This window comes from Ruegeria sp. AM1 (assembly GCF_056540745.1).
On sequence record NZ_JBQFXH010000002.1, the window covers coordinates 329,334 to 351,282 of the forward strand.

Consider the following 21,949-nt stretch of genomic DNA (forward strand, 5'->3'; position numbering starts at 1 on the left):
CTCAGATGCGCAAGAAAGGCTGGAACAGTCTTGGCATCAGCTTGTTGAACTTGAGCGGCGCATCAGTCACCGCCAGGCAGATGCAATCCTCAGCAATATCTGCAACCGGCATATGCTCAAGATCCTGATCGGCGATTTCGACATCTCCGCGGGCAAACTGATCAACCTCATCGGAAAAAGCACCCTGCAACACCATGGTCAGTTCCATTCCGTTATGGCCATGATCCGGGACGGCGGCCCCGGCGGGAATATACAGAAGACGTGCGGTCGCATCGCGGGTTGTGGGCAGAATGGCCTGCCTGACACCCATGCCAACGGGGCGCCAGCGAATATCACTTACATCGCCGCCAACGTAATCCTGTAACGGTGCAGGCAGAACCGAGCATTTCTTTGCGATGGGTTTTGCAACGGGGGGGCCTTGCGAAATCAAGGCCATGGTCGCCGCCAGTGACTCGTCGCTCATCTCAACAGTTCGTGTGTGGTCATCAAGAATCTCACCGCCGACAGCGTCAAAACTCGCCGCGCGCGCCCGGCAATGGTCGCAAAGCGACAGATGTGTGGCAACCATCAGGTCAAAAGCCTCGGGCAGAGCGCCTGCTGAATAGGACATCAGCAGCTCATCGGTGAGGTGGTGTTTTATACTCTTGCTCATCTTCGTCATCTCAGTTCATCGCGTGGCGCAAGCGGTCCAGCGCCAGCCGTATGCGTGATTTGATTGTTCCCAAGGGCAATCCGGTCTGCGCCGCGATTTCGCGGTGGCTCAGATCACCAAAATATGCCTTCTCAACCAGTTCGCGCTGTGCCTCGGGCAAATCACGAATGGCCACGCGCAGCTGTTCAGTTTCCTGCTGCAGCACGATTATGTCCTCTTGTTCCGGCTCGGCTTCTGGCCCCCAACCCAAATCTTCGGGCTCGGGGCGGCGCTGTTTGCGCAACACGTCGATCCTTTTGTTCCGCGCGATGGTGAACACCCAGGTGGCCACAGTCGCGCGGGATGGATCGAACAGATGCGCCTTGTGCCACAGCGTCGCCATGACCTCTTGCGCGCATTCTTCCGCCGTTGTGGCGTCAGAGCCGGAGCGGATCAAGAACGCTTTGACCCGTGGGGCGAAGTGTTGGAACAGCTCGGCAAAGGCGGCCTGATCCTGCGCGTCACGAATGCGCCTGACGTGGTTCACCCACTCGGCCTTGGGCGCGCAATTTTTTGGTTTTCCGTTCAAGTGTTTACCCTTGATCCGTTTCTGACCATGGGACGGTTTGAACCGTCCAGCATCCGCTACGGTCTCGTCCAGGGTCGCAATATCAGTTTCGGTAAACATAACCTCAATACGCGACCCCGCCCAAGTCGGATCACAATCGGAGCGAATTTTAATCCGAATTGCTGCTAATCTCGTAATACACCTTAGAGTGCTGCGGAGAAAACAATGCCGTTTGAACAGTTTACCAGCGAGGAGTGGAGCCAGAATGCGCCCGAGAAATCCGGGACCGCACGCTTGACGCATGTCGACCACATTGCCGCCCATACGTATCACGGGCGCAAGGGAGCGATTGAGAACGCCTTTCGCTATTCGATCGACTATATCCTGCTGGATCCCGAGGTTATCCCCAAGACGCCGTTTCTGTTTTCAACAAACCGCGCAAATGCGGTGAACTGGCGCGCGCGTGATCATGGCGGTCAGCCCGGTCAGGGTTGTGGGGCAAGCTGGCTGCGTGCAAGCTTTGAGGATCATGGACTTCCGCAGCCACAACGCATTGAACTGCTGACGCAGCCGCGTGTCCTGGGGTATGTCTTCAACCCGGTCAGTTTCTGGTTCTGTTTCGATGCCAGCGCGCAGCTCTACGCCGTTCTGGCCGAGGTGACGAACACCTATGGTACGCGGCACAGTTATCTCTGCGCCAAGCCGGGTTTGTCACCCATCCTGCCGACGGATCGTATTGTAGCTGACAAGCTGATGCATGTGTCGCCGTTTCAGAAGATCGAAGGAAGTTATACCTTTCGGTTCGACTACCGCGCGGACCGGGTTGGGATTTGGATCGATTATGGTCGCGCCGCAGGCGGATTGATCGCGACGCTGACAGGCCCCCGCGCGCCCATGACGAACCGATCTGTTCTTTGGTCGCTGCTCCGCCGCCCATTCGGGGCACGCCGGACCTTTGGCCTGATCCTCTGGCAGGGGCTTAAGCTTTGGCTCAAAAAGGCGATGTTCCGCCCGTTCAGAACTGCACCGGTTCCGCGTGATCCGGTTTCCCGCGCGCGGAAGTAACGCCTTTTGAGGCGTCCGCTTGGTTTGCGTGAGATCAAAGACGGGCGGGTGCAAAGCGGTATGTCATAGGCCGAGACTGCGGACAGAGGAGTTTGAGTTCATGCTGGAAATCTCGGCAAGAAAAGTCGCCCAGGTCGCCATGATGGGGCGCGAACTGAACCGGGCAGAAGGCGAATTGCGGGCCTTTGTCGACCGGATGAGCGTGGATGAGCAGGCCGAGCTGGTCGCAATCATGTGGATCGGCCGCGAAAGCTTTTTTGCGGAAGATCTGGCCGAGGCCATTGCAACCGCAAAGACCGAAGCATCGACCCCCTGCGCAGATTACCTGATCGGCACGCCGCATCTGTCTGATCATCTTGAAAACGGTCTGGATGCGCTGGGGATATCGGCTGAGGATGTCGAGAACGACCTTATGTAGCCAGACAACACAACTTGGCAACAAACAGGGTTTAGCTAAGGGCCATGCCCTGCGCGGATATGGCCGTCTTCGACGTGTAACAAAAGTTAATGTTCTGCTCCGGCATCTTTAATGTCGACTACTTTTATCAGGTTCATTGGAAATACCGATGACCAGATACGGAGGAAAACGACATGGCTTACTCTTACGCAGCAGATGCCCACAAGAGTCTCTTTTTCGGCCAATTTGCAGAGCATGCGGAATCGCAGCCAAGGCAGTCTCGTTACAGGATCTACAAAAGGACGATCCGGGCGCTCGAGCGGCTTAGCGACCGCCAACTTCGCGATATCGGAATTCCACGCAGCGAGATCAGACAGCACGCTTATCAATGCACTTACGGCAACTGATCTCATCGGGCGTAGCCGTAGCCTTTCGGGCAGATACCCGAAAGGCTGACAGTGACAATTATTGAAAGGTGAAGAGTATGTTGGATGCGAACCCAAACCCGGGCAATGGTCCCACTGCGAGCGCGTTGTTGTTATTCGATCGGGCGATGAAGATGCGTGCAATCCGCAACGATGTGATCTGTGCCGCTCAGGAACTGAACCGTCTTTCAGATCATGAGCTTTCCGAACTGGGTATCAACCGTTGCGATGTAGAAGCAGTGATTGCGCAATACATTTGAGAGAGCTTAGCTCGCACGTGATCATCGCAGCCGCTTCAGACTTCCTGGAGCGGCTGTTTATATGATTCCAAATTGGCCATTGCTGTGTCGGTCAGGCTGTCTGCAAACACTCTGGCAGCACCGGAGCTTTCGTTTGAGGGCATTGAAAAGGACCCGATGTGAGGGTGCTGATGAAATGCGCTGGTTTGGACCTGTGGACAAACTGGCTTTTCGCGGAATAGGGTCCGGCCAGATATATCTCTGGTTGTATTTATGACGCATGATCTTCCACCTCAAACCCCAAAACGCCGCCTGCCTTTGGTTCGGATAGCGGCTGTTCTTGTTATCCTTGGGACCGCTGGTTTTTTGATGTTCCAGCAGAAACAAAGAGCGCTGGTTGCCGTGTGCGAGCACCATGCAGGCGACCCGCAAGAAGTCCTCAGCGCCTGTGACACGCTATTGGCTGGAATGGTGCGTCTGCCCGAGACCGTCTCGTTAATTCATCGCCACAAAATGCGTGTCTATATGCGTCAGCAAGACTGGGAGGCGGCGGAGACAGAAGCCGATCTGGCTATTGCTGCGGATCCGGGCAGCGAGGTTCCCTGGCAGTGGAAGTCTAGAATTCTATACGGTGTTGACAACTACGAGGGGGCGCTCGTGGCGATCCGAGAGGCGCTGAAACGCGATCCGACAAATATGCTGTCCCTCGAGCGCAGGTATAAGCTGCTGTCCAAACTTGAGAGGTATGATGAAATTGATGAGCTTGTCAGTCAGCAGTGGGTCAAAGGCGAAAGTGTGAGTTGGTTACCAGCAGCTTCAGTCCCGGAAGTAACTTGGAACCCGGTGCAATTTCCCAAGAGCCAAGCAGCGCTTTTAAAGCACACTGAAGAACTGAGGGATGATTTTGCCAGCGATTTGCACAACGGAAAGCTTCGCTCAAAGTTTATACTTCGCTGTCGGTTATTGGCCGGGAACTGTCCGCCTTTGCTACCCGAACTACGGCCATCTTATCCGACTCCCTCATGCGAACAAGTTTCGCAGGATTTCGAGCAGCAATACCTAGATTTTGTCAAAGAGATATTGAATGACAGTGGGTACCAGACTTGGCATGAGTTGGTTCTAAAAGATCCCCTGGCAGCAACTATCGAAGTTCAGATCAAGTATATTTTTATAGCTCCATACTTTGAAAAAAACCCTTCGCAGGAAACATCCCGGAGGCTGATTTTGAACCACAGAATGTTCGAGTGCACTTCTGGCGGTGAGATTATGGTTCCCGATGGTTTCGATGAGGGTGCAGCCGCACAGCTTAAGCAAGAGGGGGATACATATTTCAACAGGGCACTTCGATTGAACCTGCTGGATTTGGCATACGCTTACGTGGATTGACGGGGCCACCCCGACAGGCCGGGGCGGTGTATTACCCTCAGGCAATATGATCCACGATCTGTAAGTGCTGTGCCAGCCGGTCGATCTCACCCATCCAGCTCTGCACCAGTTTTGGATCGCTGGGGGCTGCGTGAACGCCTGCTGGGATGGCGCGGTTCAGGACGGCCTCGACGGCCAGTGAGACCGGGATCGACACCAGACGTGCCATGGCGGTGCCGCGCGCGTCGCCCCAGGCGTCCATGACATAGGTTTTGTGCCAGACCGGGAGGCCATCCTTTTCCGCCTTCAGGCCGACGCACAGCACCACGCGATCGGGCTCGCCCTCGTCATAGGCGTTTTCCGCCCAGAACTGATCCGACATCTGTTTCAGTCGGGCATCGCCTTCGGGGCCGGACAGCGTTTCGATTTCGGTGAATACATCCGCCCACGCATCGGCCCAGCCGTTCAGGCGCAAGGTGCCGCGGACAAACTCTTTGACCGGCCAGTGATCCTCGAACTCGTACTGCGCCATAAAGGGGATCGAGTCGCGGTTGGGATAGACCTCAAAGCTCTCGGGTGTGGGCAGCGGCGCGATATAGCTGGTGATTGCATCCCACGGGCGCGCGACGTCCAGCGGAGCATAGTCGCGGATCGACCGCGAGGGCGAGCGCAGTGCCTTGAGCACGCCCAGCGGCGACCAGCTGAACTTGTAGCGGAACGGATTGGGGTTTTTCGGAATACCGCCGCAATACGAGATAAAGCTCAGCTGGTTTTGCGGATCAAATGCGTCTGAGGCGCGGTAGGTATCGACCAGCGCATGGGCCATCAGATGGTCGATACCGGGGTCCAGCCCAACCTCATTGACCAGTGCCACACCTGCTTCACGCGCTTGGTCATCCAGCGCGCGCATTTCGGGCGCGATGTAGGAGGACGAGACAAAGTTGGCTTGCTTTGAAATCGCAAGTTCCGCCAGCGGCACATGCCAGTCGCCGGGCAGCATCGAGACGATCACATCGCCCTTGTCCAGCACGGCTCCCAGCGCATCGATGTCAAACGCGCGGATGTCGTCGGTCAGGTCTCCGACCTCGGCCTTGGCCTTTTCAATGGTCCGGTTCCAGACGGTGACTTTGTGGCCGCCGTCAAGCAGGCGGCGCAGGCCGGGGATGGCCGACAGGCCGGTGCCACACCAGTGAATCGTCATCACTCAGATCCCTCTCATATGTGTTTTAAAGGTCGCATCTGCGCGGCCCCAGACGCCGCTGTTCAGATCGGTCAGCGTCAATAGCGACGGCAGCAGTTGCGCGGCGTAGTCTTCAGAGCTTTCGACCGGCAGCATCGACGGCAGATTGTCGATTGCTATAACATCCATCACTGGATCGGCGGCCACACGCAGGGCCGGCGCATCCCATGTGGTGGCGCGGTCATAGACCGGCACCGGGTTGTAGTCGCTGTCGGGGTCGCAGGCCACGTCGCCAATCGCAGTCAGCCTGCGCGGCGCGGTCAGCGCTTCACGGGGCACAAACACAGGGGTGCCGGGGCGTGCGAAGATGCAGTTCAGGAACAGGTTGTGGTCAAGGATTTCAGAGAATGGCCCGCCGCTAGCGGTCTCGGCCATGTCCCATTTGGTGACGGTGACACCCATCGCTTCGCAGAGGTCGGTAGCACCGGTGCCGACACGGCCCAAGGCTCCGATGACGATGGCATTGGGACGGTCCGCGCCGGTGGCATCCAGCTCGGCCTGCAACTCAGCATTCAGCGCGTCTTTGCCGGCATAGACACCAACGGGGGGGCATTCCGCACCGCGCTGTTGCGCGGCCCATGTCTTGAGCGTCACTGCCGCGCCTGCATAGCCAGCCCAATAGCCAAAGGCGGCAACGCGGCGGCCTTCTTCGTTCACCAGATATTCCAGATCATAAAGCGTGCCGCCCCCAGCCTTGAACCGCTGCAGCAGCGCCCGCCCGGAATGCTGGCCCTTATAGGCATGCCCAAACATGATGTGGCGATGGGGCAGGGGCGTGCCGTCTTCGGGCAGTTCCTTGAGGCCGAAGATGATCGCATCCAGCGGCGCCTCGGGCCAGGAATTCTCAGCCGCGATCTCACAACCTGCGTCGTTGTAGCCGTCAAACGGGATGGCGCGTACTGCGCTTTCCTCGACCGTCACACGGATGCCTGCTGCGATCAGCGCCGCAGCACCCTGCGGGGTCAGACCGACCCGCTCTTCATTTGGGCGCTGTTCGGCCCTGACCCAGACATGTGTCATGTGTAATCCTTTTGTCAGAGCATCCCGGCGGCACGCACCGCCTGAACCGATGGGCGGGCCTCCATCGCCTCGCGGAAGGCGACGATCTTGGGAAAGGCCGCCACATCGACGCCATCACCTTCCAGCCAGCTGCACACCACATAGAGATATGCGTCGGCCAATGAGACCGCATCGCCCAGCACAAACGGCCCGCGCAACCCGTTTGAGCAGATATAGTCGCACGACGCGGTCATCGTCTGCGCCACTTTGCTTGTCATATCCTTCCAGCTGGATGCCTTGTCTGCCCAGCGATGCCCGCGCATTTTATGGGCGTGGTTCACATGCATGGTCGAGGCGAGATAGAACATCACCTCGCGCATCCGTGCGGCCATGACCGCGTCATCCGGAACAAGCCCGGCCTGCGGAGCCTGCGCAGCAATGTATTCCAGCAGTGCACCGGTTTCGGTCAGAATGCCGCCATCAACCACCAATGCGGGCACACGCCCCTTGGGGTTGATCTGCAAATAGGCAGGCTGGCCCTGCTCGCCACCTGCAAAATCCAGCTTTATGGCTTCATACTCCAGCGCGGCTTCTTCCAGCGCGATGGCAACCGCAACCGAAATTGTGCGGGGGGCATAGTATAGCTGCATCAGTGAACTCCGTTTGCTATCGATCACAGATGTGTCTGAGCGTAATGACGCTCGGGCGCTTCCAGATGCGGGACCGCGTTGAACAGGACCGGGCTCAGCTGTGCGCCGATCGGATGCAGACGATGCATCGACGTGTTCATGATGGCAAGGGTCACCCGCGCCATCGACGGAATGTCGAGACCCATCGCCTGTCGGACAACCATCGCGATCAACCCGCCCGAGGTGACAACAATTGCCGGTCCGCCTTCGGTCCCGATGTCACGCAACGCATCCGAGACACGCGTTTCGAAGGCCGCAAAGGTTTCGGGGGTGCCCTCGATCTGGCCAGCGGCCCAGGCGGCGAAGGTTCTGGGCAGGTGATGCACAAACTCTTCGCGGCTGGTGGGCACTGCGACGCCGTGCTGCTCTTCGAACAGTTTCGCGATCGAGAAATACTCGATTTCATTCAGTCTGGGATCGTGGATGGGTTCCGCCAGACCCATACTGGCTGCCGTTTCTTCATGCCGGATCAGCGTGCCGCAGTAAATCCGCGGATGATGGGCGCGGGTGTCGCGCAGATGTGTGCCCAGCCAGCGCGCCTGCTGGTGGCCCAGATCGCTCAGCTTGTCATAGTTGACCTCGTCACGGGCTTCGGTGTTGGCCTGGCCGTGACGAACCAGCGTGATGTGTGACATGGCGTTCCCTCTTAGGAGCAACCTTTAGGGCAGCTTGTCGGTGGGGGCCAGAGTGGTTTGGTTGCTGTTTCGAAAAAACGGCATGCCGCGCATCGCCAAGGCTTGTGGGGCAGGGCCCGGCAGCTATGGTAAGGCTGCGCGGAATAATGAGGGTGATCATGGCGGTAGACGAAAACCGGTTTCTGGCTGACCTGCACAGGCTGCGCGCATTTGGGGCCTCGGGCGTTGGCAAAGGGGTTGTGCGCCCGGCCTATTCCGAGGCTGACATTGCAGCGCGTCGCTGGCTGGCCAGCCGCATGGAAGACGCGGGTCTGAGGCCGCATTTCGACCCTGTTGGCAACCTGTTCGGGCTGGCCCACGGGCCGTCGTTGTTGATGGGGTCGCATACCGACAGCCAGCCCGAAGGCGGGTGGTTGGATGGCGCGTTGGGCGTCATCACCGCGCTTGAGGTCGCCCGATCCAGCGACCGGCCCGTCTCGGTTGTGAGTTTTCAGGATGAGGAGGGGCGCTTTGGCGTGACCACCGGTTCGGCCGTCTGGTCGGGGCAGCTGGAGTTGGCACAGGCGGATCTGTTGACGGATCATACCGGAGTGACGTTTGGCGCGGCCCGGTCTGGGATGGCGGACATGGCGCATGGCCTTGTTGATCCGGCCCAGTTCACTGGTTTTGTCGAGATGCATATCGAGCAGGGACCGTCACTGGATGCGGACGGCGTCCAGATTGGTGTCGTGACCGATATCGTTGGCATCCGCGATATGAAGATCACCTTTGAAGGCCAGCAGAACCACGCGGGCACCACGCCGATGCATCTGCGGCGCGATGCGTTTCAGGCGCTGTCGTCGTTCAACGCGATGATCAACGCGCGGTTTAAGAATGTCGTCACGCCGCAGACGGTCTGGACTGTCGGGCATGTCGATTTGCACCCAAACGCATCCTCGATCGTTCCGGGGCGTGTGCGCTTTTCCATGCAATGGCGGGATGGCGATGCTGACCGGCTGGGGCGTATGGAGCAGATCATTCGCACCGCAGCGCAAGAGATCGCAGACCAGATGGGCATGACGCTTAGCTTTGGCGCATTGCTGGGGCTCGAGCCAGTGACAATGGACGCGCATCTGCGCCGGGCGTTGGAGACGGGGGCAGATGAGGTGGCAAAAGGCCGATGGCGCAGAATGCCGTCAGGCGCGCTGCATGATGCAACCAATGTATCCCGCCTGATGCCGGTGGCGATGTTGTTTGTCCCCTCGATCAACGGAATCAGCCACGATTTCGCAGAAGACACCGCCGAGGCCGACCTGATTGCGGGTCTTCATGTGCTGGATCGCGCCGTCCGCGCGATCTGAGATATGGCGCGATAAGGCGCAGATAAAATACTGATTTCCCGGATGAAACTTGCCGCATAAGATGCGCGCAACGCCGTTTTGCGTTGATGATCTGGCGTTTATTCGATATTTTTCGATCAAGCGTGTTGCCTAAAAGAAAAAAGTTTCCTATATGCGTCATTATCGAAGCATACCCTCGTATACGGGCCGTTTGCTGTTCAGTTGCAGTCCCAAATTGCGGCGCTCAATCGTTGCAAAATGGGCCGCTTGGGTCAGACTGACGGGTATGCGTTCCAACCATTAGATACGAAGAAGGTATCCCATGACGTTACCGAAGCGCACACCGCTCTATGATCTTCACATCGAACTTGGCGGCAAAATGGTTGATTTCGCGGGTTGGGAGATGCCCGTTCAATATCCGTTGGGGATCATGGGCGAACACAAGCAGTGCCGGGAAAAGGCCGCCTTGTTTGATGTCAGCCATATGGGTCAGGTGATCCTGCAGGGCGATGATGTGGGCCAAAAGCTCGAGGCCCTGTGCCCGCAAGCCTATGCCAGCCTGAAAGAGGGCAAGGCGCGCTATGGGTTCTTTACCAATGCTGACGGCGGGATCATGGATGATCTGATCGTCTCGAACGCGGGGGATCACTACTTTGTCGTGGTGAATGCAGCGCTGCGTCATCAGGATGTTCCGCACATGCGCGACACGCTGGACGGCGTCGAGGTAACCGAGCTTTTTGACCGCGCCTTAGTCGCGGTCCAGGGTCCCAGCGCCGAGGATGTGGTAGGCGCACTCTGCCCCGCCGCCCGCGACCTGAAATTCATGGAAACAACAGTGGCCGACATCATGGGGGCCGAATGCCGCATCTCGCGGTTGGGATATACCGGCGAAGATGGCTATGAAATCTCGATCTCCGAGGACAAGGCGGTTGAGATCACCCGCGCGTTTCTGGCGCATGAGGCCTGCGAACCGGCCGGCCTGGGCGCGCGCGACAGCCTGCGGCTTGAGGCGGGGCTGTGCCTTTATGGCAATGACATTGACCAGACGACCTCACCGATTGAGGCCAGCCTTGGCTGGGCGATCCAGAAGCGCCGCAAGGAAGAGGGTGGTTTTCCCGGTGCTGCGCGCATCCAGCAAGAGCTGGCAGAAGGGCCTGCACGCAAGCTGGTCGGCATCCGGCCTGAGGGCCGCGCTCCGGCGCGTCAGGGCGTCGAGATTCAGATTGCCGATGGCAGCACCATCGGCCAGATCACCTCGGGCGGGTTTGGTCCCACGGTCGGTGGTCCCGTTGCGATGGGTTATGTCGCAACACAGTACGCAGCACTCGGTGAGATGGTGAACCTGATCATCCGAGGCAAGCCGCAACCGGCGCAGATCGTAGCGCTGCCCTTCGTTACCCAGAATTACAAGCGTTGAAGTCAGGAGACAGACAAGATGGCGACCTACTATTCGGAAGAGCATGAATGGATCGATGTCGACGGTGACACCGCCACGCTGGGCATTACAAAGCACGCCGCAGAACAGCTGGGCGATGTTGTGTTTGTCGAACAGCAAGAGGTCGGCGATACCTTTGAAAAAGACGGCGAAATCGGCGTGATCGAATCCGTCAAGGCTGCGTCCGAACTTTATGCTCCGGTTGATGGTGAAATCACTGAGGTCAACGAGGTGCTGGCCGACAACCCCGGTGCCCTGAACGAAGACCCCGAAGGCAACGCCTGGATCTACAAGATCAAGATCGCGGATGCCTCGCAGCTCGAAGATCTGATGGATGAGACCGGCTACAAAGCCTTCATTGGATAAAACAAATAGAGGCGGGGCCTGCCACGGGTCCGCCCCCATCTTTTTCTGAATACACCCGCCGGAGGCTCTCACCCCGGCGGCACGATAAGACATTCCTTGAGGAGCGCACCACATGGCCTTCAAACTGACCGACTACGAAGCCTATGACTTTGCCAATCGCCGCCATATCGGGCCCAGCCCGACCGAGATGCGGGATATGCTCAAGGTGATCGGCTTCAAGACGCTGGACCAGCTGATCGACGCCACCGTCCCGCCCGCGATCCGCCAGAAAGAGCCGCTGGACTGGGGTCCAGCGATGACCGAGCGCGATGCGCTGTTCTACATGAAAGAGGTGGCAAGCAAGAACAAGGTTCTGACCTCGCTGATCGGTCAGGGCTATTATGGCACCACAACGCCGGCGCCGATCCTGCGCAACATTCTGGAAAACCCGGCCTGGTACACCGCCTACACCCCCTATCAGCCCGAGATCAGTCAGGGCCGTCTTGAGGCGCTTCTGAACTTCCAGACTATGGTCAGCGATCTGACCGGGCTGGACGTGGCCAACGCCTCGCTGCTGGACGAAGCCACAGCGGCGGCCGAAGCCATGGCGATGGCCAAGCGTGGCGGGCGTTCGAAAGCCAACAACGCGGCCTTCTTTGTCGACCGCAACTGCCATCCGCAGACTATCGCGGTGATTAAAACGCGCGCCGAGCCTCTAGGCATCGAGGTGCAGGTGGCTGATCCGGACACGCTGGATGCGGGCGCCGTCTTTGGTGCGATCTTCCAGTACCCCGGCACCCATGGCCATGTGCGCGACTTCACCGCCGAGATTGCGGCGTTGCATGAACATAAAGCGATTGCCATCGTCGCCGCCGATATCCTGTCGCTGGCGCTGCTGAAATCGCCTGGTGAGATGGGCGCGGATATCGCCATCGGCTCGACCCAGCGCTTTGGTGTGCCGATGGGCTATGGTGGCCCGCACGCCGCTTATATGGCGACCACCGACAAGCTGAAGCGGGCGATGCCGGGCCGGATCATCGGTGTCAGCATCGACAGTCGAGGCAACAAGGCTTATCGCCTGTCGCTGCAGACCCGCGAACAACATATCCGGCGCGAGAAAGCCAACTCGAACGTTTGCACCGCGCAAGCGCTGTTGGCCGTCATTGCCTCGATGTATGCGGTCTATCATGGTCCCGACGGTATCAAGGCCATCGCGCAATCGGTGCATCGCAAGACCTCGCGCATGGCCGCCGGGTTGGAACAGGCAGGCTTCTCGGTCGAACCCGAGGTGTTCTTTGACACCATAACGGTTGAGGTCGGCCATCTGCAGAAAACCGTGGTGGAGGCCGCCGTGGCCCGGGGTGTCAACCTGCGCAAGGTTGGTGAGACCAAGGTTGGCATCAGCCTGGATGAACAGACCCGTCCCGAGACCATCGAGGCCGTCTGGGGTGCCTTTGGCATCGACCGCAAGGATGACAGCTCGAACAAACAGTACCGCTTGCCGGATTACGCGCTGCGCGAGACGCCTTATCTGACTCATCCGATCTTTCATAAGAACCGGGCTGAGGCCGAGATGACCCGCTATATGCGCCGTCTGGCCGACCGCGATCTGGCACTGGACCGGGCGATGATCCCGCTGGGGTCCTGCACGATGAAGCTGAATGCCACGATCGAGATGATCCCGGTCACCTGGCCCGAGTTCGGCAATCTGCATCCGTTCTGCCCCGAAGATCAGGCGCAGGGCTATCACGAGATGATTGCCGATCTGAACGACAAGCTGTGCCAGATCACCGGCTATGATGCGATCAGCCAGCAGCCCAACTCGGGCGCGCAGGGGGAATACGCAGGCCTCTTGACCATCCGCAACTATCACTTCGCCCGCGGCGAAGGGCAGCGCAATGTCTGCCTGATCCCGACCTCGGCACATGGCACCAACCCGGCCTCGGCGCAGATGGTGGGCTGGCAGGTGGTGCCGGTGCAATCGGATGAGAACGGCAATATCGACCTGGCCGATTTCCGCGCCAAGGCCGAGAAGCATTCCGATCATCTGGCTGGCTGCATGATCACCTACCCCTCGACCCATGGCGTGTTCGAGACCACGGTGCAGGAGGTCTGCCAGATCACCCATGATCACGGCGGTCAGGTCTATATCGACGGCGCCAACATGAACGCCATGGTCGGTCTGTCGCGTCCCGGCGATATCGGCGGTGACGTCAGCCACCTGAACCTCCACAAAACCTTCTGCATCCCGCATGGCGGCGGAGGCCCCGGCATGGGCCCCATTGGCGTCAAGGCGCATCTGGAGGAACATCTGCCCGGCCATCCTGAATACGGCACCGCCGTGGGCCCGGTCTCAGCTGCGCCCTTCGGATCTCCGTCCATTTTGCCGGTCAGTTGGGCCTATGTGCTGCTGATGGGCGGTGCTGGCCTGACGCAAGCAACCAAGGTGGCGATCCTGAACGCCAACTACATCGCCGCGCGGCTCAAGGATGCCTATCCGATCCTATACACGTCCGAGACAGGTCGTGTGGCGCATGAATGCATCCTCGACACGCGTCCGCTGGCGGAAGAAGGCGATGTGAGCGTCGATGACGTGGCCAAGCGTTTGGTTGATTCAGGTTTCCATGCGCCCACTATGTCGTGGCCGGTGGCGGGCACCCTTATGGTGGAACCAACCGAATCGGAACCTATGGCCGAGCTTGACCGCTTCTGTGACGCCATGCTCTCGATCCGAGCGGAAGCGCAGGAGATAATAGACGGCAAGATCGACGCGGAGAACAACCCGCTGAAAAACGCCCCACACACGGTGCGCGATCTGGTCGGCAGCTGGGACCGTCCCTACACCCGCGAACAGGCCTGCTTCCCGCCGGGCTCCATGGGTGTTGACAAATACTGGCCGCCGGTCAACCGCGTCGACAACGCTTATGGGGACAGAAACCTCGTCTGTACCTGCCCTCCGATGGACGCCTACGCCGAAGCAGCAGAGTAACTTTGACTAAACCCCGCTTTGGCGGGGTTTTTCGCCCATCGGAAACCTGTGTTCCGATTTAGCCCCGTTTCAGGTGTCGTTTTTGTCCGGCGAAGCGTCTTTTTCGCTTGCTGCCGGTGCGCGTGCGCCATAGCCCTGCCCGTGGGACACCCCTCCCCAACGAGGGGCGTGTATCTGGAAGGGTAATACAGATGAGCACTCAACAACCGGCGACGCGGCCGGCCAATCCGCGTTTTTCCTCGGGCCCCTGCGCCAAACCCCCTACATTTGAGTTGAACAAGCTGGCCGATGCCGCGCTGGGCCGGTCGCACCGGGCTGCCGTTGGTAAGGACAAGCTGAAGGCGGCTATTGAAGGCACGCGTGAGGTGCTGGGCATTCCGGCGGATTACAAAATCGGCATCGTTCCTGCGTCGGATACCGGCGCGGTTGAGATGGCCCTGTGGTCGCTATTGGGCGAACGCAAGGTTGAGATGCTGGCCTGGGAAAGCTTCGGCGCGGGCTGGGTGACCGACGTGGTCAAACAGCTGAAAATCGATGCCGAGGTAAAGACAGCGGAGTACGGTCAGATTATCGATCTGGCTTCGGTCGATTTCGCCAATGACGTGGTATTTACTTGGAACGGCACCACTTCGGGCGTACGTGTCCCCAATGGCGACTGGATCGCGGATGACCGTCAGGGTTTGACAATCTGTGATGCAACCTCCGCCGCTTTTGCGATGGAGCTGCCCTGGGACAAGCTGGATGTAACCACCTTCAGCTGGCAGAAGGTTCTGGGCGGTGAAGCGGCGCATGGGATGCTGATCCTCAGCCCTCGCGCGGTAGAGCGGTTGGAGAGCTATACGCCCGCATGGCCACTGCCCAAGATTTTCCGCCTGACCAAGGGTGGCAAGTTGATCGACGGTATCTTTACCGGCGCGACCATCAACACACCGTCGATGCTGGCGGTTGAGGACTATTTATTTGCGCTAGACTGGGCGCGCTCGGTTGGTGGTTTGCAGGGGCTGATCGCCCGCGCCGATGCCAATGCGGGTGCGGTGCATGCGTTCTGCGATCAGAACAACTGGATTGCCAATCTGGCCGAGGATGCAGCGACGCAGTCGAACACCTCGGTCTGCCTGAAATTCACCGATGCGCGCATTCAGGACGGCGCGACATTCGCCAAAGCTGTTGCGAAACGGCTGGAGGCCGAGAATATCGCACTGGATATCGGGGCCTATCGTGACGCGCCTGCGGGCCTGCGCATCTGGTGCGGCGGTACGGTTGAAACCTCGGATATCGAGGCGATGCTCCCGTGGCTGGCATGGGCTTTTGAGGCCGAGATCGCGGCGCAGTCTGAGGCTGCCTGACCTTTAACTGGGCCGTCCAAGGCCCGGACCTTCCATACAATTCAAGGACCAGAGAATATGGCCCCCAAAGTACTCGTATCTGACAAGCTCAGCGAAACCGCCGTGCAGATTTTCCGCGATCGCGGTATCGACGTGGATTTCATGCCCGATCTGGGCAAGGATAAAGAAAAGCTGGCCGAGGTGATTGGTCAGTATGATGGCCTAGCCATCCGCTCGGCGACCAAGGTCACGCCGACAATTCTGGAGAAGGCCGACAAGTTGAAGGTCATTGGCCGCGCCGGGATCGGCACCGACAATATCGACAAAGATGCAGCCTCGAAAAAAGGCGTGATCGTGATGAACACGCCGTTTGGCAACATGATCACCACTGCCGAACATGCGATTGCGATGATGTTCGCCGTGGCACGGCAGATTCCCGAGGCCAGCACCTCGACCCATGCGGGCAAATGGGAAAAATCCAAGTTCATGGGCATCGAGCTGACCAACAAGACACTGGGTGTCGTCGGTGCCGGCAACATCGGCGGGATCGTGTGTGAACGTGCGCTGGGCCTGAAGATGAAAGTGGTCGCTTATGATCCCTATCTGAGCGAGGAAAAAGCCGCCAAGATGGGTGTTGAAAAGGTCGAGCTGGATGAATTGCTGACCCGCGCGGATTTCATCACGCTGCATGTGCCGCTGACCGATCAGACCCGCAACATCCTGAGCCGCGAGAATCTTGCCAAAACCAAGCCCGGCGTGCGCATCGTGAACTGCGCCCGTGGTGGTCTGGTCGACGAAGATGCGCTGGCCGAGGCATTGAAATCGGGTCATGTCGCGGGCGCGGCTTTTGACGTGTTCAGCGAAGAGCCTGCCAAGGATAACGCGCTGTTCAATTTGCCCAACGTGGTCTGCACGCCGCATCTGGGTGCGGCCACAACCGAGGCGCAGGAAAACGTGGCGCTGCAGGTGGCCGAGCAGATCTCGAACTATCTGCTGACGGGAGCGGTGGAAAACGCGCTGAACATGCCCAGCGTCACCGCCGAAGAAGCCAAGGTGATGGGCCCGTGGATCAAGCTGGCTGGCCATCTGGGCAGCTTTATCGGTCAGATGACGGATGAGCCGGTGAAGGCGATCAACATCCTCTATGACGGTGTCGCCGCCGAGATGAACCTGGCCGCGCTGAACTGTGCGGCCGTCGCGGGGATCATGAAAAAGTTCAACCCCGAGGTGAACATGGTCTCGGCCCCGGTTATCGCCAAAGAGCGTGGTATCCAGATTTCCACCACCAATCAGGACAAATCCGGTGCCTTTGAAGGCTACATCAAGGTTACTGTTGTGACTGCTAAGCGTGAACGCTCGATCGGGGGCACTGTCTTTAGCGATGGCAAGCCGCGCTTTATCCAGATCAAGGGGATCAACATCGACGCCGAGATTGGGGCGCATATGCTCTATACCACTAACGAAGATGTGCCGGGGATCATTGGCGCGTTGGGGCAGACCATGGGCGAGAATGAGGTGAACATCGCGAACTTTACCCTCGGTCGATCCGAGGCCGGAGGGGAGGCGATTGCGTTGCTCTATGTTGATGAGCCGGTACCAGCTGAGGCGCGGGCGAAACTAGCAGAAACGGGTCTATTCACGCAGATCAAGCCGCTGGAGTTCGACGTCGCCTGAGCACGTTGTTGACTTTCGGAGACACGATAATGCCCGCGCTGTGATCGGCGCGGGTATTTTCTTTTCGCGGCGCATGTTCTGCGCCACAAGCATGGTATTTGTATCGCCTAAGGATGTTTCATGACCAAGCCAATTTACGCCATTGGTGACGTTCACGGACAGCTGGACATGCTGCAAACCGCCCTGACCCGGCTCGAGGCAGATGGCGGCCTGGATGCGCGTGTCGTTTTTCTGGGGGATTATGTGGATCGGGGCCCCAACAGCCGGGGTGTTCTGGACCTGCTGATCGAAGGCCAGCGCGCGGGGCGAAACTGGATCATGGTCAAGGGCAATCACGACCGGATGATGGTGCGGTTCGTGCAGGATTGCGAGATTGCGGACCGCCATCTGCCCATTACCTTGAGCTGGTTGCACCCGCGTTTGGGCGGGCGCGAGACGCTGGCCTCTTACGGGGTCGACGTGACTGATAACGATCGCATCTTTCAGGTAAATGAACGCGCGCGCGAGGCAGTGCATCAAGCGCATTTGGACTTCATCAATGCCCTGCCGCTTTATCATCAAGAGGGGGAGCTGTTATTCGTTCATGCGGGCGTCCGCCCCGGTATTGCTCTGGAGCAGCAAACCGAAGACGATCTGATCTGGATAAGAAACGAGTTCCTGATGGAATCTGGTCCGCATCCCTGGCTGGTTGTGCATGGTCACACACCTGCGGATCAGGCGGAACATTGCGGCAATCGGATCAACCTGGATGCCGGTGCAGGCTATGGCCGCCCTCTTGCCACGGCGGTGTTTGAGGGGCGGCACTGCTGGTTGCTGACTGAAAACGGGCGGGTGCCGCTTGGGCCTAATCCTTTGTGAACAGGTCTTTGTAGTCGTTGCGCAGAACGTTCTTTTGAACCTTGCCCATCGTGTTGCGTGGCAGTTGGTCCAGAACGATCAGCTTGCTAGGGTGTTTGAACCGGGCCAGCGCAGTTTGAACGTTAGACATGATCGCGGTCAGGTCAGGAGCCTGCCCCGGTTGAGGCACAAGGATACCTACGACCGTTTCCCCGAAATCCGGGTGCGGCACGCCGATCACCGCGCTTTCCAGAACGCCGGGCTGGTCATCCAGCACCAGCTCGACCTCTTTGGGATAGATGTTGTACCCGCCCGAGATGATCAGATCCTTGCCGCGCCCAACGATGTGGACATAGCCTTCCGCGTCCACGCGCCCCAGATCACCGGTGACAAAAAACCCGTCCTCGCGCAGCTCGGCTGCGGTTTTCTCGGGCATCTGCCAATAGCCCTGAAACACGTTGGGGCCGCGAACCTCGATCATTCCGATCTCACCCTGCGGCAGCAGATCACCGTTTTCGGGATCGGTCACCTTCAGCTCGACACCGGGCAGCGGGAAGCCCACCGTGCCTGCGCGGCGCTCACCCTCGTAAGGGTTCGAGGTGTTCATATTGGTTTCGGTCATGCCATAGCGTTCCAGAATACGGTGGCCGGTGCGGGCCTCGAATCGTTCATGGGTTTCGGCCAGTAACGGGGCCGAGCCCGAGATGAACAGGCGCATATGCTGGGCCAGATCGTGGGTGAACCGGTCATCGCCCAAAAGGCGTGTGTAAAATGTCGGCACACCCATCATGGATGTGGCCTGCGGCATCAGGCGCAAAACCGCGTCTAGGTCGAATTTTGGCAGAAAGATCATCGACCCACCAGAGGCCAGCACCACATTCGTCGCAACAAACAGCCCGTGGGTGTGAAAGATCGGCAGCGCATGCAGCAAGACGTCCGCGTCAGTGAATTGCCATTCCCTGACCAAAGTTTCCGCGTTGGACAGCAGGTTGGCCTGCGACAGCATCGCGCCCTTCGACCTTCCGGTGGTGCCAGAGGTATAGAGGAAAGCGGCCAGATCATCCTCGGCCCGTTTGACCGGCTCGAATGCGGGCAACATCCCAAGGGCACGCCGCATCAGGCTGCCTGATCCATCGCTGTTCAGCGTCTCTAATCTGGCGCCTTGGGCCTGCGCGACCGGGGTCAACTCGGTTGCGTTTCTGTCGTCGCAGACCACCAGAGACGCGCCGCTGTTTTCGATGAAATAAGTCAGTTCGCGGGTGGTATAGGCGATGTTGAGCGGCAGAAAGATCAGTCCGGCCTGCGCGCAGGCGGCATATAGCGCCAGCATTTCGGGCGATTTCTCGACCTGCACAGCTACCCGGTCGCCGGGTTCCAGCGCCAGCCCGGTCAGGGCATTTGCGAGACGGGCCGCCATATCCAAAAAATCCGAATGGGTCAGGACCTGCCCGTCCGGCAGATGCAAAAACGGAGTTGTTTTGCCCGCGTGAATGCCAAACAGACGATCAAATAGCGGGTTTCCCATTCTCAGTCCCCTTATCACAAAAGCCGAGCGGGAATTTGTATCGGAAATTGCTGGTGGTAAAGCCCCGACAGTCAGAATTCAGATCTGCGTCGTCATGCGATAGCCCGCCGCAAAATAGAGCTTGGCAAAGGTGACCGGTTGACCCTGCAGCCAGGTAATACGCTCGGCGGTGAAAACGGGTTCGCCTTCGGGCAGGTCCAGAAACCCGGCAACCGATGCGTCTGCGCGGCTGGCCAGAAAGGTCAGCTCCACATTTGTGAACGGCACGGTCTCGACCAGCCAGTCATTGGGTCCGGTTTCTGTGAAATCGGCCTGCGCGACCTGCGGAACGCTGTCGATGACGATCCAGCGATCCTCGTACTGGAACGGCGTGTTCCCGGAATAATGCATGCACCTGACATGCATAACGGGTTGCGCCGGGCGCAGTGCCAGCCGCGCGCTCAGCCATTCGGGCGCGGCAACGGTTTCGGCAGACACCAGGGCATATCGGTAGGTGCCGCCAAGGGCTTCGACCTCGTCCCGCACCAAGGGGATCGCAAAGCGTGCCTGCCTTTGCGGCGCGCGCAGAACACGGGTCCCGGCCTTGCGGCGGCGCTCAAGATAGCCCTCTTCGGCCAGTTCGCGCAGCGCCCGGTTTACCGTGGTGCGGGTACAGGAAAACTCGACCGCCAGCGTTTCCTCGTTCGGCAGCAGCGCATCGGGCGGCCATGCGCCCGAGCGGATGCGGTTCAGCACGGTTTGTTTGATATCTTTGTAGCTGGTGGTGTCACTGGGATGGGTCATTGTGGCTCTGATACTGGCGTTTTCTCTATATGTCAGCCAACAGGCTGTTCGCCGCCGCGCGATAGGCCGCAAGGATGGCGTCGCGTTTGATGTGTCGTCCGTCCTGCACAACGTGGCGCCCTGCCGACCAAAGGTCTGTCACTGTTCCGTCCGGCGCCGCAAAACACAGCCCGTCAAGCAGCTGATCGTCGCGCAAGGTACAAAGCGTAGGATGAGATCCGTCTATCGCCACCAGATCGGCCAGTTTGCCAGTTGCAATCTCGCCAGCGTCGCGCCCAAGGGCCTGCGCCCCACCACGGGCCGCCCCGGTATAAAGGGCTTGGCCTACCGAGCCTTCACCGCGCACAAGCACCGTCCGTTGGTGGTCGCGCAGGCGTTGCGAATACTCCAGCATACGCAGCTCTTCTGGCAGCGAAATGCGTATAGTAGAATCTGATCCGATCCCAAACGCGCCATCGTATTCGATATAGACTGACCCGTTGAAAATACCGTCGCCCAGATTGGCTTCGGTGATCGGACATAACCCTGCAACCGCGCCGCTTTGCGCCAGCGCGTGCGTTTCATTATCGGTCATGTGGGTGGCATGGATCAGACACCAGCGCGCGTCGACCGCTATGTTGTCCAGCAACCATGCAACAGGGGTTTGTCCTAAGGTGGCCTGGACGTCGGCAACTTCGTTCACCTGTTCGGCAATGTGCATATGCACCGGCCCTTCCGGGATTTGTTGCAGCAGAGCCCGCAGATCATCGGGCGAGGTTGCCCGTAAAGAATGTGGTGCAATGCCAATATGAGTATCGAAACTGGCGTATGGCAGCGCGTCGCGACACGCATCCATCAAAGTCAGAAACCGGTCCACGTCATTGCCAAAGCGCAGCTGACCGCCAGCCAGCGGCTCTTGCCCCACGCCGCCATAGGTATAGAGCACCGGCAGATGGGTCAGACCAATACCGGTCTGATCAGCGGCGGCAAAAATACGTTGGCTCAATTCAGACAGGCGGTCGTAGGGTCGACCGTCGGGTTGGTGATGGACGTAGTGAAACTCGCCGACCGAGGCATAGCCCGCCTCTTGCATCTCCATAAAGACCAGCGCGGCAATGGCCTCGACATGGGCGGGGGTTAAGCGATCCAGAAAGCGGTACATGAGCCTGCGCCAGGTCCAAAAGCTTTCTTGTCCTGCGGTGCGCCTTTCGGTCATCCCCGCCATCGCCCGCTGAAATGAGTGGCTGTGGAGATTTCCAAGCGCTGGAAGCAACACATCGACTCTGACGTCTTCGCGACCGGCGGAGGCGCGGGTTTCAATCTGGCTGATCCGCCCCTGCTTGGTTTGTACCCGTACATCCTGAACCCACTCAGAGCCTAGTAAGGCGGTTTTTGCGTGAATGATCATGATGTTTCCATTTTGTGTAGACTTTATAATATTACACATATACGAAAAAGCATACCCTGCGGCATCCCAAAAAAGAA

General features: G+C 58.9%; 21 protein-coding genes. 12 read left to right on the top strand and 9 right to left on the bottom strand.

Annotated elements, in window-relative coordinates; translation table 11 throughout:
* Position 1: 1 nt before the first annotated feature.
* Together ACR0I7_RS09460 and ACR0I7_RS09465 are read right to left on the bottom strand one after the other, a co-directional pair.
* Positions 2–652 carry a ChrR family anti-sigma-E factor gene (locus ACR0I7_RS09460; protein WP_480510334.1) on the bottom strand — a complete coding sequence of 217 codons (651 nt, stop codon included), beginning with the start codon at positions 650–652 and terminating at the stop codon, positions 2–4.
* Between the two features lie 10 nt (positions 653–662).
* The gene (locus tag ACR0I7_RS09465; protein WP_480510336.1) at positions 663–1,319 is read right to left on the bottom strand and encodes a sigma-70 family RNA polymerase sigma factor; all 657 of its coding nucleotides are present in this window, start codon (positions 1,317–1,319) and stop codon (positions 663–665) included.
* 174 nt (positions 1,320–1,493) lie between these two features.
* On the opposite strand from ACR0I7_RS09465, the gene ACR0I7_RS09470 reads away from it, so the two are divergent.
* The 5 genes from ACR0I7_RS09470 (at position 1,494) to ACR0I7_RS09490 (ending at position 4,711) form a co-directional block, all read left to right on the top strand.
* Entirely contained in the window at positions 1,494–2,264 is a 771-nt protein-coding gene (locus tag ACR0I7_RS09470) for a DUF1365 domain-containing protein (protein WP_480510709.1), read from the top strand.
* A 100-nt stretch (positions 2,265–2,364) separates the two neighbouring features.
* A complete protein-coding gene (locus ACR0I7_RS09475; RefSeq protein ID WP_480510338.1) occupies positions 2,365–2,682 on the top strand; it encodes a DUF3775 domain-containing protein in 318 nt (105 codons plus the stop codon).
* 173 nt (positions 2,683–2,855) lie between these two features.
* A complete protein-coding gene (locus ACR0I7_RS09480) occupies positions 2,856–3,068 on the top strand; it encodes a DUF1127 domain-containing protein (RefSeq protein ID WP_480510340.1) in 213 nt (70 codons plus the stop codon).
* A 77-nt stretch (positions 3,069–3,145) separates the two neighbouring features.
* Entirely contained in the window at positions 3,146–3,346 is a 201-nt protein-coding gene (locus tag ACR0I7_RS09485) for a DUF1127 domain-containing protein (RefSeq protein WP_480510342.1), read from the top strand.
* 252 nt (positions 3,347–3,598) lie between these two features.
* Entirely contained in the window at positions 3,599–4,711 is a 1,113-nt protein-coding gene (locus ACR0I7_RS09490; RefSeq protein ID WP_480510344.1) for a tetratricopeptide repeat protein, read from the top strand.
* A gap of 37 nt (positions 4,712–4,748) precedes the next feature.
* On the opposite strand, the gene ACR0I7_RS09495 is transcribed toward ACR0I7_RS09490, so the two are convergent.
* Genes ACR0I7_RS09495 through ACR0I7_RS09510 form a run of 4 tightly spaced genes read right to left on the bottom strand, consistent with a single transcriptional unit; the run spans position 4,749 to position 8,253 of the window.
* Complete coding sequence (locus ACR0I7_RS09495; protein WP_480510346.1) at positions 4,749–5,891, bottom strand: saccharopine dehydrogenase family protein; 1,143 nt, start codon at positions 5,889–5,891, stop codon at positions 4,749–4,751.
* A gap of 3 nt (positions 5,892–5,894) precedes the next feature.
* Positions 5,895–6,950, bottom strand: a complete 1,056-nt coding sequence (locus tag ACR0I7_RS09500) for a saccharopine dehydrogenase (RefSeq protein ID WP_480510348.1) — start codon at positions 6,948–6,950, stop codon at positions 5,895–5,897.
* A 14-nt stretch (positions 6,951–6,964) separates the two neighbouring features.
* Positions 6,965–7,579, bottom strand: coding sequence for a glutathione S-transferase family protein (locus tag ACR0I7_RS09505; RefSeq protein WP_480510350.1), 615 nt, complete (start codon positions 7,577–7,579; stop codon positions 6,965–6,967).
* Between the two features lie 23 nt (positions 7,580–7,602).
* Positions 7,603–8,253, bottom strand: a complete 651-nt coding sequence (locus ACR0I7_RS09510; RefSeq protein ID WP_480510351.1) for a histidine phosphatase family protein — start codon at positions 8,251–8,253, stop codon at positions 7,603–7,605.
* Positions 8,254–8,411: 158 nt separating this feature from the next.
* Here ACR0I7_RS09510 and ACR0I7_RS09515 point away from each other — a divergent pair, with 158 nt between their 5' ends.
* The 7 genes from ACR0I7_RS09515 (at position 8,412) to ACR0I7_RS09545 (ending at position 18,198) form a co-directional block, all read left to right on the top strand.
* Positions 8,412–9,593: a Zn-dependent hydrolase gene (locus ACR0I7_RS09515; RefSeq protein WP_480510353.1), complete on the top strand. Its 1,182-nt coding sequence runs from the start codon at positions 8,412–8,414 to the stop codon at positions 9,591–9,593.
* Between the two features lie 301 nt (positions 9,594–9,894).
* A complete protein-coding gene (gene gcvT / locus ACR0I7_RS09520; RefSeq protein ID WP_480510355.1) occupies positions 9,895–10,989 on the top strand; it encodes a glycine cleavage system aminomethyltransferase GcvT in 1,095 nt (364 codons plus the stop codon).
* Between the two features lie 18 nt (positions 10,990–11,007).
* On the top strand, positions 11,008–11,373 hold the full coding sequence (gene gcvH / locus ACR0I7_RS09525; protein ID WP_480510357.1) for a glycine cleavage system protein GcvH: 366 nt from the start codon (positions 11,008–11,010) through the stop codon (positions 11,371–11,373).
* A 112-nt stretch (positions 11,374–11,485) separates the two neighbouring features.
* Positions 11,486–14,341: an aminomethyl-transferring glycine dehydrogenase gene (gcvP, locus tag ACR0I7_RS09530; RefSeq protein ID WP_480510359.1), complete on the top strand. Its 2,856-nt coding sequence runs from the start codon at positions 11,486–11,488 to the stop codon at positions 14,339–14,341.
* 191 nt (positions 14,342–14,532) lie between these two features.
* A complete protein-coding gene (locus ACR0I7_RS09535) occupies positions 14,533–15,687 on the top strand; it encodes a phosphoserine transaminase (protein ID WP_480510360.1) in 1,155 nt (384 codons plus the stop codon).
* A gap of 57 nt (positions 15,688–15,744) precedes the next feature.
* On the top strand, positions 15,745–17,340 hold the full coding sequence (serA, locus tag ACR0I7_RS09540; RefSeq protein WP_480510362.1) for a phosphoglycerate dehydrogenase: 1,596 nt from the start codon (positions 15,745–15,747) through the stop codon (positions 17,338–17,340).
* 120 nt (positions 17,341–17,460) lie between these two features.
* Entirely contained in the window at positions 17,461–18,198 is a 738-nt protein-coding gene (locus tag ACR0I7_RS09545; RefSeq protein ID WP_480510364.1) for a metallophosphoesterase family protein, read from the top strand.
* Here the strand turns inward: ACR0I7_RS09545 and ACR0I7_RS09550 are convergent.
* From ACR0I7_RS09550 to ACR0I7_RS09560, 3 genes are all read right to left on the bottom strand, one after another.
* Positions 18,185–19,702 carry a malonate--CoA ligase gene (locus ACR0I7_RS09550; protein ID WP_480510366.1) on the bottom strand — a complete coding sequence of 506 codons (1,518 nt, stop codon included), beginning with the start codon at positions 19,700–19,702 and terminating at the stop codon, positions 18,185–18,187. The genes ACR0I7_RS09545 and ACR0I7_RS09550 overlap by 14 nt on opposite strands.
* Positions 19,703–19,780: 78 nt before the next feature.
* The gene (locus tag ACR0I7_RS09555; protein WP_480510368.1) at positions 19,781–20,485 is read right to left on the bottom strand and encodes a UTRA domain-containing protein; all 705 of its coding nucleotides are present in this window, start codon (positions 20,483–20,485) and stop codon (positions 19,781–19,783) included.
* Between the two features lie 25 nt (positions 20,486–20,510).
* On the bottom strand, positions 20,511–21,872 hold the full coding sequence (locus ACR0I7_RS09560) for a formimidoylglutamate deiminase (RefSeq protein WP_480510370.1): 1,362 nt from the start codon (positions 21,870–21,872) through the stop codon (positions 20,511–20,513).
* Between the last annotated feature and the right edge of the window lie 77 nt (positions 21,873–21,949).